16 protein-coding genes are annotated in these 13,933 nt (G+C 66.4%); 7 read left to right on the top strand and 9 right to left on the bottom strand.

Annotation, left to right across the window (positions count from 1 at the left end):
• Positions 1-30: 30 nt before the first annotated feature.
• The 3 genes from ACWF99_RS14255 to ACWF99_RS14245 form a co-directional block, all read right to left on the bottom strand.
• Positions 31-1,008 carry an ABC transporter substrate-binding protein gene (locus tag ACWF99_RS14255; RefSeq protein WP_378656651.1) on the bottom strand — a complete coding sequence of 326 codons (978 nt, stop codon included), beginning with the start codon at positions 1,006-1,008 and terminating at the stop codon, positions 31-33.
• An 81-nt stretch (positions 1,009-1,089) separates the two neighbouring features.
• Positions 1,090-3,126, bottom strand: coding sequence for a M13 family metallopeptidase (locus tag ACWF99_RS14250; protein ID WP_452536162.1), 2,037 nt, complete (start codon positions 3,124-3,126; stop codon positions 1,090-1,092).
• Between the two features lie 98 nt (positions 3,127-3,224).
• Positions 3,225-3,668, bottom strand: coding sequence for a hypothetical protein (locus ACWF99_RS14245; RefSeq protein ID WP_452536160.1), 444 nt, complete (start codon positions 3,666-3,668; stop codon positions 3,225-3,227).
• A gap of 267 nt (positions 3,669-3,935) precedes the next feature.
• Here ACWF99_RS14245 and rplN point away from each other — a divergent pair, with 267 nt between their 5' ends.
• The 4 genes from rplN to ACWF99_RS14225 are packed head-to-tail and all read left to right on the top strand — an operon-like array spanning position 3,936 to position 5,379.
• The gene (rplN, locus tag ACWF99_RS14240) at positions 3,936-4,304 is read left to right on the top strand and encodes a 50S ribosomal protein L14 (protein WP_056818394.1); all 369 of its coding nucleotides are present in this window, start codon (positions 3,936-3,938) and stop codon (positions 4,302-4,304) included.
• Between the two features lie 2 nt (positions 4,305-4,306).
• Entirely contained in the window at positions 4,307-4,624 is a 318-nt protein-coding gene (gene rplX / locus ACWF99_RS14235) for a 50S ribosomal protein L24 (protein ID WP_056818391.1), read from the top strand.
• Position 4,625: 1 nt separating this feature from the next.
• Positions 4,626-5,189: a 50S ribosomal protein L5 gene (rplE, locus tag ACWF99_RS14230; RefSeq protein WP_056818389.1), complete on the top strand. Its 564-nt coding sequence runs from the start codon at positions 4,626-4,628 to the stop codon at positions 5,187-5,189.
• Between the two features lie 4 nt (positions 5,190-5,193).
• Complete coding sequence (locus ACWF99_RS14225; RefSeq protein WP_056818387.1) at positions 5,194-5,379, top strand: type Z 30S ribosomal protein S14; 186 nt, start codon at positions 5,194-5,196, stop codon at positions 5,377-5,379.
• Between the two features lie 30 nt (positions 5,380-5,409).
• Here the strand turns inward: ACWF99_RS14225 and ACWF99_RS14220 are convergent, their stop codons facing one another.
• From ACWF99_RS14220 to ACWF99_RS14200, 5 genes are all read right to left on the bottom strand, one after another.
• Complete coding sequence (locus ACWF99_RS14220; RefSeq protein ID WP_378632244.1) at positions 5,410-5,625, bottom strand: hypothetical protein; 216 nt, start codon at positions 5,623-5,625, stop codon at positions 5,410-5,412.
• Positions 5,626-5,638: 13 nt separating this feature from the next.
• Positions 5,639-6,298 carry a Uma2 family endonuclease gene (locus ACWF99_RS14215; protein ID WP_378632246.1) on the bottom strand — a complete coding sequence of 220 codons (660 nt, stop codon included), beginning with the start codon at positions 6,296-6,298 and terminating at the stop codon, positions 5,639-5,641.
• 79 nt (positions 6,299-6,377) lie between these two features.
• Positions 6,378-7,943, bottom strand: a complete 1,566-nt coding sequence (locus tag ACWF99_RS14210; RefSeq protein ID WP_452536158.1) for a protein kinase domain-containing protein — start codon at positions 7,941-7,943, stop codon at positions 6,378-6,380.
• The gene (locus ACWF99_RS14205; protein ID WP_452536615.1) at positions 7,940-8,470 is read right to left on the bottom strand and encodes a sensor histidine kinase; all 531 of its coding nucleotides are present in this window, start codon (positions 8,468-8,470) and stop codon (positions 7,940-7,942) included. The genes ACWF99_RS14210 and ACWF99_RS14205 overlap by 4 nt, the downstream gene beginning before the upstream one ends.
• Positions 8,398-9,768, bottom strand: coding sequence for a hypothetical protein (locus ACWF99_RS14200; RefSeq protein WP_452536157.1), 1,371 nt, complete (start codon positions 9,766-9,768; stop codon positions 8,398-8,400). Before ACWF99_RS14200 ends, ACWF99_RS14205 begins: the two co-directional genes overlap by 73 nt.
• Before the next feature lie 212 nt (positions 9,769-9,980).
• Between ACWF99_RS14200 and ACWF99_RS14195 the strand changes: the two genes are divergently transcribed.
• Positions 9,981-10,769 carry a pentapeptide repeat-containing protein gene (locus tag ACWF99_RS14195; protein ID WP_452536155.1) on the top strand — a complete coding sequence of 263 codons (789 nt, stop codon included), beginning with the start codon at positions 9,981-9,983 and terminating at the stop codon, positions 10,767-10,769.
• A gap of 180 nt (positions 10,770-10,949) precedes the next feature.
• A complete protein-coding gene (locus ACWF99_RS14190; protein WP_378632256.1) occupies positions 10,950-11,162 on the top strand; it encodes a hypothetical protein in 213 nt (70 codons plus the stop codon).
• Here ACWF99_RS14190 and ACWF99_RS14185 read toward each other — a convergent pair.
• Positions 11,155-12,714 carry an alpha/beta hydrolase gene (locus tag ACWF99_RS14185; protein ID WP_452536154.1) on the bottom strand — a complete coding sequence of 520 codons (1,560 nt, stop codon included), beginning with the start codon at positions 12,712-12,714 and terminating at the stop codon, positions 11,155-11,157. The two genes, ACWF99_RS14190 and ACWF99_RS14185, sit on opposite strands and share 8 nt — an antisense overlap.
• A gap of 458 nt (positions 12,715-13,172) precedes the next feature.
• Here ACWF99_RS14185 and ACWF99_RS14180 point away from each other — a divergent pair, with 458 nt between their 5' ends.
• Positions 13,173-13,829 carry a YoaK family protein gene (locus tag ACWF99_RS14180; protein ID WP_452536613.1) on the top strand — a complete coding sequence of 219 codons (657 nt, stop codon included), beginning with the start codon at positions 13,173-13,175 and terminating at the stop codon, positions 13,827-13,829.
• The last annotated feature ends 104 nt before the right edge of the window (positions 13,830-13,933 follow it).

Here is a 13,933-nt window from a genome sequence, read left to right as displayed (position 1 = left end):
CTCGGGGGTAGAACCGGTCTGGGGCAGAGCCTATTTCGCGGCGGCGGCGAACGCGGGCTCGAGCTTGTCCAGCATGTACGGCACCGACAGTGCGCTGGGCTGGTTGATCGCGCTGATCTCCTGCGTGGTCAGGAACACGACCGAACCCTTGCGCACCGACGGCAGATCGGCGTAACCCGGCAGCTGCCGGTACTTCTCGTCGAGGCCGGGGGAGTAGCCGGCCAGCAGCAGGTCGGCGCTGAGCTCGTCGACCTTCTCCGGCGACAGCGCCAGGCGGCCCTGATTGGCGGGCAGCGCGGTGAGGTTGGCCGGGATGCCCATGCCGAGTGCGGTGAACACCTTGGCCGAGCCGTCGTTGGGGTCGGTGAGCACCATCAGCTGCGCGGGGCTGGCGAGCCAGGTGCTGGCGAAAGTCTTGCCCTTCAGGCCGGGGTTGGCGGTGGCGATGGCGGCGACCTTGTCGTCGACCTTCTTGATCACCGCGCCCGCGTCGGACTCCTTGTGCAGCACCTTGCCCAGCGCGGTGACCTGGTCCTGCCACGGGGTGACAGCGTCCTTGGTCAGCGCGGGCAGGGTGGGGGCGACCTTGGACAGGTCGTCGTAGGTCTTCTGATCGGCGATGAACGGGTCGGCCAGGATCAGGTCCGGCTCGAGCGCCGCGACCTGCTCGGCGATATTGCCGGTGGTATTGAGGGCGGTGGCCGTCTTCAGGGACTCCGGCGTCCACGGCGGGGTGCTTTTGGACACCGCGGAGACGTTGTCGATGTAACCGACGGGGACCACGCCGAGGGCGAGGGAGCTGTCGAGCCACTGGTTGCCGAGGGCGACGATCTTCTTCGGGGTACCGGGGACGGTGGTCTCGCCGCGGGCGTGGGTGATGGTCACCGCTTCGCCCGAGGCGGCCTCGTCCTCGCTGGAACCGCAGGCCACGACACCGAAGGCGAGGGCACCGGCGAGCGCGGCCACCGCCGCGCGCCGCCAGCCGCGCGAAGTCCGAACAGTCGTCATGGGTACACCCTCCGTAGAGCAAGTTCCAGCGTAAGTCAGCCTAGGCTAACCTACGTCGCTTTTCGGCGGGAAGCTGTGCCCTTACAGCGTGACGCGCTGGTCCTGTGGCATGAACAGCTTGTCGCCCTCCTTCACCTCGAAGGTGGTGTAGAACTCGCCGATATTGCGAACCACCTGGTTGCAGCGGAACTCGTTGGGAGAGTGGGTGTCCTGCAACCCCTGCAGCGTCGCTTCCTCGGTCTGCTTGTCGCGCCACTGCCGCGCCCACGACAGGAACATCGTGCGGAAATCGGGCTGCTCGCCGGAGCGCTGGGCGACCTTCTGGTAGGCGGCCAGCGCGATCTGCAGGCCGCGCAGGTCGGCCAGGTTCTCGCCGACGGTCAGCGCGCCGTTCACGTGCTGACCCTCGGGCGCGCCCTCGGGAACGAGCACGTCGTACTGGGCGATGATCTGCTGGGTCTTGGCGTCGAACGCCGCGAGATCCTCGGGCGTCCACCAGTCGCGACGGTTGCCGTCGCCGTCGTACTTGGAGCCCTGGTCGTCGAAGCCGTGCCCGATCTCGTGGCCGATCGTGGAACCCACCGCGCCGTAGTTGACCGCGGCCTGGGCGTCCTTGTCGAAGAACGGGGGCTGCAGGTAGGCGGCCGGGAAGACGATCTGGTTGGTGGTCGGGCTGTAGTAGGCATTCACCGTCTGCGGCGACATGCTCCACTCCATCTTGTCCACCTCGGTGCCGAGGCGGGCGAACGCGCGCTTGGACTCGAACGTGTTGATGGCCAACAGGGATTCGATCAGCTTGCCACGGGTGACCTGCACCGACGAGTAGTCGACCCACTTGTCGGGGTAGCCGATCTGGGCGACGATCTTGTCCAGCTTGGCGATCGAGGCGTCGCGGGTCGGCTGGGTCATCCAGCTCGAATTGGTGAAGTTGTCGCGGTAGGCGGCGGTGAGGTCGGCGACCATCTCCAACGCGCGTTCCTTGGCCGCGGGCGGGAAGTGCTTGTCCACGTACAGCTTTCCCAGCGGTTCGCCGAGATTGTCGTCGACCACGCCCACCGCGGAGCGCCACATCTCCGGCTTCTCCTCGATACCGCTCAGCACCCGGCCGACGAACTCGAAGCGCGCGTCGGCGATGGCCTTGGGCAGGAATCGCGCGTAGTTGTTGGCGACATGCAGCTTGAGGTAGTCGCGCCACTGGGCGATATCGACCTCGCCCCACAGCTGCGCGGCCGCGGTGACGAAGGACGGCTGGCCGACCACCATCTTGTCGAACAGCGACTTGGGCCGGTCGGTCATGCCCGCCAGCCACGGATCCCAATCGAACTGCGGGCCGAGCGCGGTCAGTTCCTGCCAGCTCATCAGGTTGTAGGTGGCATCGGTGTTGCGCAGGCGAACGCTGTCCCAGTGCCCGGCGGCGATGCGCTTCTCCAGATCGACCGTCCGCTGCGCCACCCCGGCCGGGTCGGGCAGGCCGAGGCCCGCGGCCAGTTGTTCGAGGTAGATCTGATAGCCCGCGAGCTGGGCGGCGAACTCGGGCTTGCGGTAGTACTGCTCGCCCAGGGTGAGCCCGGACTGGCCGACGCTGGGGATATAGGCCTTGGAGTTCTTGCGGTCGATCCCGATGCCCATCCCGATCAGCCCGGCGATGGGCGCCTCGGCCATCACCCTCGCCAGCTCCGGCTTGCCCGCGGCCTTGTCGATCGCGGCGAACAGGCCGTTGAGCGGCGTGATGCCGAGTCGCTCGATCTCGTCGAGGTCCAGGCGCGCGTCGTAGAGATCCTTGATCTGCTGGGCCTCCGAGCCGTGCTTCGGATCCTTGATGCCCTCGATGATCGCGCGCAGCTGATCCAGGGTCCGGTCGTTGGCGTCGGTGATCGCGCCGACCGAGGCCTTGTCGGGCGGGAGCTGGTAATCGCGCAGCCAGGCGCCGTTGACGTGGCGGTACAGATCGTCCTGCGGGCGGATGGTGGGGTCGCCGCCGCCCAGGTCGACGCCCGTGAGCTGGACTTCGGTGGGTTCGGGCGAGCACGACGCCAGCGCGGCGGCCACGGGCACCAGGCCCATGGCGATCAGGAATGCGCGGCGGTCGACCACCGACGGACGACCGGACGATGTCACAGGACTTCCTTCCCCGATGCGGCAGCCGCACCCTGCTTGTTGCGATCCAGCTAGCTCGCACAGGCTACCGGCGCGACGCCGTCTCGGTGGGGTGGTGGCTAGGAAGACAGGCTCGAGCTGCCTGTCGCCAGGTCGCAGGCGAGTCCGCTGCCCGCGTTCAGGATTCGCATGACCGTCGGCACGCGCTTGGTCACCAGCGGTGTGCCGGTGGCGTGCAGCAGCAGTGACAGCTGCACCTCGACCTCGGTTTCGACGTGGTAGAACGCCGTGGCCTTGGCGACGGTGACGCCCGCGACGTTCACCTCGAGGTCGACGGTGTCGCTGGCGAAGAACTTGCCGTTGGCGAGGAAGTCGACCTGTGCGCCGACATAGTTGTCGAGGCCGACGACGTCGATCTTGGAGGTGCAGCCGACGGTGAGCGTGTCGGTGAGCATGTCGATGACGGGGCCCGCGCTCGCGTGCGGTGCCACCATGGTGACGACGGTGGCGAACGCGGCGGCCGTGGTCGCGAGCCGGTGCTTCATCGGCAGGGTGATGTTCATGGCGGGACGTTAGCAACGGGTCGTGCGCGACGAAGGTGGTTTGAAACATATCCACTTCAGACTGCCCGGCGCACCCCGATTCGGTTCGTCCTGGAGGTTCACCTACACTAGAACGGTTGCCTGCGGGAGCTATGCCCCCGCAATCCGGCAGTGAACCCCCAGTGGAAGGTATTTCCGCTGGCAGGCGCGCGTCCGGAGGGTGACTGACCATGTGCGTCGGGTCGGCAATCCGGCGTACGTATACATCCAGGTCCAGGAGGTGCTGAAGTGATTCAGCAGGAGTCGCGACTGCGCGTCGCCGACAACACCGGAGCGAAGGAAATCCTTTGCATCCGCGTGCTCGGTGGCTCGTCGCGTCGCTATGCCGGTATCGGTGACATCATCGTCGCCACCGTGAAGGACGCCATCCCCGGCGCCAACGTGAAGAAGGGCGACGTCGTCAAGGCTGTCGTCGTTCGCACGACCAAGGAGCGTCGTCGTCCGGACGGTTCCTACATCAAGTTCGACGAGAACGCTGCCGTGCTGATCAAGCCGGACAACGACCCTCGTGGCACCCGCATCTTCGGCCCCGTCGGCCGCGAGCTGCGTGACAAGCGCTTCATGAAGATCGTTTCGCTGGCCCCGGAGGTGCTCTGACTATGAAGGTGCACAAGGGTGACACCGTGCTCGTCATTTCGGGCAAGGACAAGGGCGCCAAGGGCAAGGTCATTCAGGCCTTCCCGGCGACCGGCAAGGTTCTCGTCGAAGGCGTGAACCGCATCAAGAAGCACGTCGCGGATTCCGCGAACCAGCGTGGCGCGTCCTCGGGTGGCATCGTCACCCAGGAAGCCCCCATCCAGGTTTCCAACGTGATGGTCGTCGACTCCGACGGTAACCCGACTCGCGTCGGCTACCGCACCGACGAAGAGTCCGGCAAGCGCGTCCGGATCTCCCGTAAAAACGGGAAGGACATCTGACATGACCACCTCTGAGCAGACTCAGCCCCGGCTGAAGGCGCGCTACCGCGCCGAGATCAAGGACGCGCTGAACGGCGAGTTCGAATACGCCAACGTGATGCAGATCCCCGGCGTCGTCAAGGTCGTCGTGAACATGGGTGTCGGCGACGCCGCCCGTGACGCGAAGCTGATCAACGGTGCCGTCAAGGACCTCGAGCTGATCACCGGCCAGAAGCCCGAAATCCGTAAGGCCACCAAGTCGATCGCGCAGTTCAAGCTGCGTGAGGGCATGCCGATCGGCGCGAAGGTCACCCTTCGTGGCGACCGTATGTGGGAGTTCCTGGACCGTCTCGTGTCCATCGCGCTGCCCCGTATCCGCGACTTCCGCGGCCTGTCGCCGAAGCAGTTCGACGGCAACGGCAACTACACGTTCGGCCTCAGCGAGCAGTCGATGTTCCACGAGATCGACGTGGATTCCATCGACCGCCCGCGCGGTATGGACATCACCGTGGTCACCACCGCGACCAACAACGAAGAAGGCCGCGCGCTGCTGAAGCACCTCGGCTTCCCGTTCAAGGAGAACTGAGCACATGGCTAAGAAAGCACTGCGCATCAAGGCGGAGGCCAAGCCTAAGTTCGCCGTCCGCGCCTACACCCGCTGCCAGCGTTGCGGTCGCCCGCACGCGGTCTACCGCAAGTTCGGCCTGTGCCGCATCTGCGTCCGCGAAATGGCGCACCGCGGTGAGCTCCCGGGCGTGCACAAGAGCTCCTGGTGAGCTTGCGCTCCTCGTGAGCGCACCCGCCGCCTAGGCGAATACGAAGCAAGGCACGGACTCTCGACGGAGTCCGTGCCTTGCTGCGTTTGTGGGCATCTCAGTCGATGCGTTGAAGGGCTGCCCGGTGAGGTCGATCTCCCCACCGGCGACCAGGGCCCGCATGCGGGCGATCGCCTCGACGCGGCGGCGGCGATCGATGATCTCGCGCAATGCGGCGTTGACGGTGTCTTTTTTCGGGCTACGCATTCTGCGCTCCGGTCTATGTCAGAAATTCAAGGTCTGCCCAGGAGAGATCAATGACGAACGGGTGGTCGAAGTGGATCCCGTCGGAATCCTTGGGGGTCCATTCGCCGACCAGTAGGTAGTTGGCCGGATGTAGTGGCCGGACGCCTGCCGGGAGGGCTCCGTGGCTGGTCTCCAACGCGAATATCCGGACGCTCTCGATGGCGCTGTGCTCGCCGCGCAGCTTGACCTCCCAGTACCAGGGGATCTTCGCCCCCGCGTAACGAGCCTTCTTCGCCTCGATGTCGCGATCGGTGTTCGAAGGGGACAGCACCTCGCCGACCATCACGGCATCATCGCCGCGCACATAGGAATAGGCCTTCCCGAGGCAGCGGTGAATCATGAAATCCGGCGTGACGAAGTCGGAGCGGCCGTGGTCGCCGAAGAAGACGTTGGTCTCGGTGCGTACGCTCCAGCACTGCCTCGGGTCGATGCCCATGGCGGACTTGGCTGATTGTCGAAGACCGTTCCAGAGCAAGTTGCTGAATTCCTGATGCTCGCCCGGACCACGGCGAAGCCAGACCACGCGACCGGCCCACAGTTCGATCTGTCCGGCAACTTCCTCGGGGAGCTCCTCGAGCTGCTCCCATGTCATGAATTCAGGCAGGTCGGGGCGCTGGTGATGCGCGTTCGTCATGGCTCGATGATAGTCCGACGCCACTGTGTCCATGCTTCGTCGAGTAGCCGCGCGACGGCGTCGTAGTGCCTTCGTGCGTTCAGGTGCAGACCCGTAAGTGGGTGAGTACCGCTAGGACGCGGCGGTGGTCGTCGGGTTCCGGCTGTAGGCCGAGTTTGACGAAGATGCTGCGGACGTGGGTTTCGATGGTGCGTTCGCCGAGGAACAGGGCGGCGCCGATCGCGCGGTTGGAGCGGCCTTCGGCCATGAGTCGCAGGACTTCTCGTTCGCGGGTGGAGAGCGCGTCGAGTGGGACGGCGCCGTGGTGCGGTCGCGAGACCAAGCGGCCGACCAGGTCGGGATCGATCGCCGAGCCGCCCTCGGCGACCCGGTGTAGGGCTGTCACGAACTCGTCGATGTCGGAAACCCGGTCTTTGAGCAGATAGCCGAGGCTGCGCGCGCCGCCCGAGAGCAGGTCGAGAACGCTCTCGGTTTCGATGTACTGCGACAGCAGCAGCACCGCCGTCTCGGGAAAGTCGCGACGGATGACTACGGCGGCATCGATGCCCTCGGTGGTGCAGGTCGGTGGCATCCGGATGTCGACGACCGCGACATCGGGGCGGTGCCCGCGGACCAGGCTCAACAGTGCCGCGGCATCGCCCGCCTGTCCGGTTACTTCCATGCCCTCGTCCTCCAGCAATCGGGCGATTCCCTGCCGGAGCAGCGCCGAGTCGTCGGCGAGCACCACGCGCAGGCGAGGTGCGGTCGGCGCCTGGTGGTGGCGGCCCGTCGCATGTTCGGCGGTGGCGTCGGCCGCCGCGGTGAGTACCGCCCGCGCGGCGGCCGCGAACGTGCCGCAGTCCGGATAGCGGTCGCCAGGGAGCTTGGCCATCGCCCGGGCGATGACCGCGTCGAATGCCCTCGGCAGGGTGTCCAGCAGCGCGCTCGGTCGTGGAATCGGGGCGTTGAGGTGGCCGTTCAGAATGGCCGCTCGACTCGGTCCTGGATAGGGCGGGCGGCCGGTGAGCAGATGAAACAGTGTGCAGCCCAGCGAGTATTCATCGGCCTGATGATCGATGGTTCGTCCTTCGATCTGTTCGGGGGCCGCGTAGCGGATGGTGGCGACCATCATCCCGGCGCTGGTGAGGTGCACGGTGTCGTCGAGCGCTTTGGCGATGCCGAAATCCGCCAGGAGCACCCGTTCGGGCTCGCCCGGCTGGTCGGGCGCGGCCAGCAGGATGTTCGACGGGTTGACATCGCGGTGGTATACACCTGTCCGATGCGCGTAGTCCAGGGCCGCCGCGACCGTTTCAGCAATGCGCACGGCCCGCTCCGGCGCTACCGGCCCGTCCCGCACCAGGCGCGCCGCATCGGTCCCCGGCACCAACTGCATCGCGATCCAGAGGCGATCGCCCTCGCGGCCACGGTCGTAGACCGCCACGATGGCGGGGTGCTCCAGCCGGGCGGCGTGGTCGGCTTCGAACTCGAATCGCGTACGGACGTAGTCGTCTGTGGTCAGCGAGGGATGCAGGATCTTGAGTGCGACAGTGCGTGGCAGTGTGGGGTGCCGCGCCGCGTAGACACAGCCCATGCCGCCTGCGCCCAGCACCTGCTCGATGGTGTAGCCCGCGAACACGGTGCCTGGTTCCAGGTCGCACCCTCTCATGCGTCACCCCCGCGAAGTGGAAGGGTGGCGGTGAGGACTGTGCCCGCGCCGGACGAGCTGTCCACCCGCAGGTGCCCACCGAGCGCCGCAGCTCGATCACCCAAGCCACTCAGGCCGCCGCCGGGTCCGACCTGGGCTCCGCCGCGACCGTCGTCGGTGATCACGAGCCGCACGGCTTCGTCGACGATGCCGACCTGGATATCGACGTGCGTGCCGTCGGAATGTTTCGCCGCGTTGGTGACGGCCTCGGCGGCGATGAAGTACGCGGCCAGCTCCACCCCGGCCGGTGGCCTCGGAACCAGTGTGCCGTGGATCCGTACGGCGATCGGGGCGCGTTCGGCGAGTGAGGTCAGCGCCGCCGTCAGACCGCGTTCGGCGAGGATCGGTGGGAACACGCCCCTCGCCAGCTCACGGAGCTCGGTGAGCGCGGTGTCCAGTTCGGCGGCGCCGAGCGTCACCAGATCACCCCGTGTTTCGGTGTCCGCTGTGCGCTGAGCCCGACGCAGCAGGAGGGCCGCGGCGACCAGACGTTGTTGCGCACCGTCGTGCAGATCGCGTTCGACTCGGCGTCGCTCGGCGTCGCCGGCTGCCACGATGCGCTCGCGCGAGCGACGTACCTCGGCGAGCTGGGCCTGCAGATCGTTGCGCAGCCGTTCGTGATCGAGGGCGAGTTCGGTCGCGCCGCGTACAGCGGCCAGCAGTTCGGGTTCGGTCTGTAAATGCTTGTCATAGACAAGGGCGGCAGTCGGGGCGCCGTCCCGCTCGAGGATCGTCGCCACCCGGTGACCTGTGCCGCGCGGCAGTACCCTGGCGATGCCCGGTCGTCGACGTAGCCGCGTCGCTCGGCGTCGAAGTTCCACAGTGCCAGGGTGGGATCGTGCAGTGCGCGCCGCAGTGCCTCGACGAAACCCGAACTGATCGGGGTCGCGCCGATTTCGACCATGGCGTCACCGACCGCGGTCCTGGCCATGCGATACCGGACCTGCCCGAACGCGATGGCCATCGGTAGTAGCACCATCGGGATGTAGCGCAGATTCAGCGTCCAACCGTGCAGCGAACCGGGGAATCGGATCGCGGTCAACATGACCCACAGGACGCTCACTCCGGCGACCGTCGCGAGCACCATGATGGGGGCGAAGCCCGATCGATACGCCGCGGTGCCGGATCGCCACCGCTTGATCACGACGACGATGGCAGTGACGGCGATCAGGAAGGCGAATGCACCGACGATGAGCTGGATTCGATCGGCGAGAACCGGATCGTGGCGGATCAGCAATAGGTTGACCGAGGTCGATCGGTGCGGTGCGGGCACCTCCCGCGGATCGAAGAACATCCACTCGGCCGACACACCGAACACGGCCAGCGCCCAGCACAGCCGGACGTACCGGCGTTCCCACGATTGTCGCAGCCGACCCGACGGGAAGCCGAGCAGCACCGGAATCATCACCGGCAGATAGATATTCGTCAGGACTGCACCAGCGGTGAACAACACCGGGTCACTGGACCTGCGGACGCCACAGGCCAGCCACACCAAGCCCGCCACCACGAACAGCGGACCGGCCAGCTCGTGTGGCCGCTTGGTCCAGGTGAACAGTCCCGACGCCACGAATGATGCCCCGGTCAGCAGGAACAGCACGAGCTCGACCTGCCCGAACTTCGGCGAATGCTGAGCCGCCGAGAAGGCTTCGCGCGGGCCGAGCAACAGGATTCTGGCCGGGTCGTAGAGCGCTACCTCCGACCAGTCCACCGACAACACCACGGCGACGCTCAACGCGGCGGCACTGGCCGTCACACCACCGATGAGCGCGATCGAACGAGGTGTCATCGAACAGCCTCCAACTACCCGACCTCTTCAGGATCCTCTGCCGGAAACCCACACACAACCATCCACTCAATCCGTGCCGGGACTGGGCTGATCAGCGACCGGGTGTCCCTAGCTCAGCACAGCACAACCGTGCTCCCCCGTAGGGATCTCAGTACCTGCCCGGACGATAAGACTGCTGTACAGAACCTATTTTTGAAGTGTGTTACTGACTGGTGGCACGCCGACACCGCCACCATCGGGCGGCACATCTCGAGGAGAAGGTCATGACAAAGAACGTGGACAAGAAGGCAGCGCTGCGAGTTTCTGCCGCCCGTCGGCCCGCTGTGCTCGTGTTGAGTGTGGTGTTGGCCGCCATGGGGCTCGGGGCGACCGCCTCGATGGCGAGCGCCGCGCCGAAACACGGCACGTGCACAATCGTCGCCAACCCTGAGTTGGCGGGACGCAAGACGTCCTGCCACGGTGCGAACCTGTCCGGCGAGGATCTGCGCGGTCACAACCTTTCCTTCGCGGACCTGTCCGGGGCGAACTTGTCCGGCGCGGATCTGCGTGACGTGGACCTGTTCATGACGAACTTGACCAGTGCGAACCTGACCGGTGCGAAGCTGTCCGGGGCGAACCTGGGGCTCGCGAACCTGGTCACGGCGAACCTGGAAAATGCGAATCTGACTGGCGCCGACCTTCGATTCGCCGACGTGACCCGGGCCAACTTCACCAACGCGGTCGTGAACGAAGCCTCGGGGCTGGTACCAGGCCCCAAGGGGCCGCGCGGCCAGCAGGGGGAGCGGGGTCGTGTCGGACCGGCGGGACCGGCGGGACCGGCGGGACCGCAGGGCGCGCAGGGGGAGCGTGGCCCCAGAGGGCACCAAGGGGATCGGGGCGAGCCAGGGCCTCCGGGCCGCGACGGCTTCATGGGGTGCACGCTGCACAATCACGTCGACGCGTTCGGCAACTTCACGCACTCGGATTGCGCAGAGATCCATGTACCACCCGTGATCAATTAGGAGGGTCGAGCTGACGCCACTGTCCTCGGATCAGTCGGCGACCAGTTCTTCTCGGCGGGCACGGACTACTTCAGTGAAGTCCGTGCCCTCGCGCATTTCCATGTTGTGAGCTGTCACCAGCGCTGGATGAAATATATGCATTTCACTCCAAGGGTGAGGGCTGATGTGTTCTCTTGGCGCATGAAGAAGTTCGCCACAGTCGCTGTTCTTTCCGTCGCGCTCCTCGGGGCGCCCGCTGTTGCATCCGCCGCCCCCAGCGCCGGTTCCGGGTCCGGGGGTGGGTCGGGGTCGTCGGAGACGGAGTTGATCTGTTCGCCGATCGCGCAGTTGTTGTTCGCCACGGGGAGTGTGGAGAAGCCGCCGCTCTACGACCTGCTCTGCCTGCTCAGCTGAACGGGGAGCGGTCGATTCCGCAGCTGACGCCGGCGGGCGGGAGCTGGGCGGTGAACAGGTAGTCGCGTTTGAGGTGTTCGGCGCAGGTGCTCTGGACGTACATGGAGCTGTGGCCCGCGCCTTCGATCACGACTACTTGGGCCCGGTTCAGTTGGGCCGCACCGGCTTTGGCCCCACGCAGTGGGGTGGCGGGATCGTATCGGCTGTTGAGGACGAGGATCGGGGCGGCGGTTTCGCGGTTCCACGGGCCGGTGTAGCGGTCCCGGTCCTCGGCCTGCCAGAAGGCGCAGGGGGTGGCGTTGAAGACGGCGATCCGGCCGAAGTAGCGGGACTGGAAGTCTTCGGCTGCGGCCACCCGGCTGTAGACAGCGGGGTCGGTGGGGACGGTGCTGTCGGAGCATTGGATGGTGTAGAAGGCCTCGACGCGATTGGCGGGGTGGTTCTCCGCGAAGAGGGCGTCGGGCACTCTGGCGGGCAGGACGGTTGCCGCGTCGAAGAGGTTCTGGAGCAGGATCGCCAGGTCGGGGTAGGTGTCGGGGCGGGAGAGGCTGCCCGCGGCACTCACTATCTGGGAAAAGGTCCACGGCGTGCCCGCGACCGTGATCGGCGCGAGGCGGGCTCGCTCGGCCAGCGTGATCCACTTGAGTTTCGGATCGCCCGCGGCGAACGCGCAGCCTGGACCCGCGGCGGAGCAGTCGCGCAGGAAGGTGTCGAAGGTTTCGGCGATGCCGGCGGCTACGCCCTGGCGGGTGTCGAGCGGCAGATTCATGCCGTCGGCGCCGTGGCCGTTCACATTGCCCTCGAAGTCGAGCGAACCGTCGAACGCCATCGCGCGGACCCGGCCGGGGAACATGTTGGCGTAGACCGCGCCGACCTGGGTGCCGTAGGAGATGCCGTGGTAGGTCAGAGCCTCATCGCCGACCGCGCGGCGCAGCAGGTCCAGGTCGCGGGCGGTGTTGGCGGTGGAGGCGTGGCGCAGGATCGGCCCCGCGTGCTGAGCGCAGCGGGTCGCGATATCGGCCGAGGCGGCGAAGAACGCGGGCTCGTCGCCCGGATCGGTCGGTGTGCCGGGGAAGGAACCGAGGTACGCGGCCTGCTCTTCGGCGCTCGGGAAACACTGCGTGCCCGCGCTGCGCGAGACCGCGCGCGGATCCCAGGAGACCAGGTCGAAGCGGGCGCGCAGTTCGTCGGAGAACAACCACGGCCAGCGGGCCCGTTCGCGTAAGCGGTCGACGCCGGAGGGTCCGGGCCCACCGAAGTTGACGAACAACGTGCCGATGCGGCGTGCGGGATCGGAGGCGGGCAACTTGATGACAGCCAGGTCGATCTGCGTGGCCTGCGGGCTGTTGTAGTCCATCGGTACCTGAGCCAGCGCGCATTCGAACCCGTCCGCGCAGGACTCCCATGCCAGTGCCGGGGTGGCGGCACCCTCGGCGAGCTGGTCGACATAGGGATCGGCCCCAGCGCGCGCGGGCGTGACGAGCGCGCCGATCCCGAGCAGTACGGCGAGCAGATAAGCCGAGCTCCGGCGGCGTGCACAGTGGGAAGACAACAGCCGAGCCTCCTGCGCGGATCCGACGAACCTCGCGAAGCTACCACATTCGTGAGCAGCGCTTACTAACGCAAAGTGGTTGGTATCGAACACAATTCGATCGGTGGCGCGGGCCGCACGGCATCGCGTGCCGGCATCGTCGCAGGTCGCCGCCTTCCTCGGGCGTCGGTCGATGCGGTCGTCCACGGAATTGTCTTCGAATTTTCACGGTTACCGCGGCATTACCGGCTCCTCATATTCCTGTGTCTTTCCCGAGAATGTGATCTCCATGCTGGTCGATAATTTATTTCGTGGCTACTGTCGGGGTCGTTGCATGACAATGCGGCGTGCAGATGGGCGTCAGTGTCGATCCCTTGCCGAGTGAATGCAGAGGATGTGAGTTCGTGACCCTGACCACAGAAAACAAGCCACGTGACGTGGCCCACCGGGTGTCTCTGCGGGGAATTCCCGCCGGCGCGATGCCGATGGTCGCGTTTCTTTCTATTTTGGCCGGATTTATCGGAGCGGCGGCCTATACGCATTCCGCCGGATATTTCGTGACATTCATGACCGGTAATACCGAGCGCGCCGTTCTCGGCTGGTTCGACAATGATCAGCTGCTGGCCACCGGGGCGATCACGCTGCTTTTCTCGTTCGGCCTCGGTGTGTTCGTCGCCTCGCTGCTGCGACGGCGGCTGTGGCGGCGCGGTCACTACGGTGCGTCCGTGGTGACCACCGTGGCGCTCGCCGTGGCCGCGGTGGTCGACTTCGCCCTCGACCGCACCGGCGGCCAGGAGGTGGGGTTCATCCCGATCGCGTTCGTCGCGTTCGCGGTGGGCGCGCTCAACACCGCGTTCGTCAAGAACGGCGAGACCAGCGTTCCGCTCAGCTATGCCACCGGAACGGTCGTGAAACTGAGCCAGGGCATCGAAAGTCATGTCAGCGGGGGTAGTGCGCGCGATTGGCTCGGCTACGGCATGCAGTACGCGGCGTTCGCCGTCGGCGCCCTGCTCGGCGGCTTGATGAGCACGGTGGTGGGTGGTGAGATGATGCTGATCGTCGCCGCCGTTGTCTCGGCCGCGGCGATTCTGATCACCTACAAGACGGGTGGGAGGGCGGCCCACACCGCCGCGTGACGGAGATCGCCCCGGTCGGTCGGCCCCCGAGTTTGGTCCTGACCACGGCATTGCCTACACTAGAGCGGTTGCCTGGGCAGATCTGTGTCCGCTGCGCGCTTCGG

It is taken from the genome of Nocardia sp. NPDC055002 (assembly GCF_053608825.1).
This window is presented reverse-complemented; position numbering and strand designations above follow the sequence as displayed.

Excerpts from the sequence above, each read along its gene's own strand:
- ACWF99_RS14255 (WP_378656651.1), bottom strand. The coding sequence starts at position 1,008 with ATGACGACTGTTCGGACTTCGCGCGGCTGGCGGCGCGCGGCGGTGGCC.
- ACWF99_RS14245 (WP_452536160.1), bottom strand. The coding sequence starts at position 3,668 with ATGAACATCACCCTGCCGATGAAGCACCGGCTCGCGACCACGGCCGCC.
- rplX (WP_056818391.1), top strand. The coding sequence starts at position 4,307 with ATGAAGGTGCACAAGGGTGACACCGTGCTCGTCATTTCGGGCAAGGAC.
- rplE (WP_056818389.1), top strand. The coding sequence starts at position 4,626 with ATGACCACCTCTGAGCAGACTCAGCCCCGGCTGAAGGCGCGCTACCGC.
- ACWF99_RS14225 (WP_056818387.1), top strand. The coding sequence starts at position 5,194 with ATGGCTAAGAAAGCACTGCGCATCAAGGCGGAGGCCAAGCCTAAGTTC.
- ACWF99_RS14220 (WP_378632244.1), bottom strand. The coding sequence starts at position 5,625 with ATGCGTAGCCCGAAAAAAGACACCGTCAACGCCGCATTGCGCGAGATC.
- ACWF99_RS14215 (WP_378632246.1), bottom strand. The coding sequence starts at position 6,298 with ATGACGAACGCGCATCACCAGCGCCCCGACCTGCCTGAATTCATGACA.
- ACWF99_RS14210 (WP_452536158.1), bottom strand. The coding sequence starts at position 7,943 with ATGAGAGGGTGCGACCTGGAACCAGGCACCGTGTTCGCGGGCTACACC.
- ACWF99_RS14200 (WP_452536157.1), bottom strand. The coding sequence starts at position 9,768 with ATGACACCTCGTTCGATCGCGCTCATCGGTGGTGTGACGGCCAGTGCC.
- ACWF99_RS14190 (WP_378632256.1), top strand. The coding sequence starts at position 10,950 with ATGAAGAAGTTCGCCACAGTCGCTGTTCTTTCCGTCGCGCTCCTCGGG.
- ACWF99_RS14180 (WP_452536613.1), top strand. The coding sequence starts at position 13,173 with ATGCCGATGGTCGCGTTTCTTTCTATTTTGGCCGGATTTATCGGAGCG.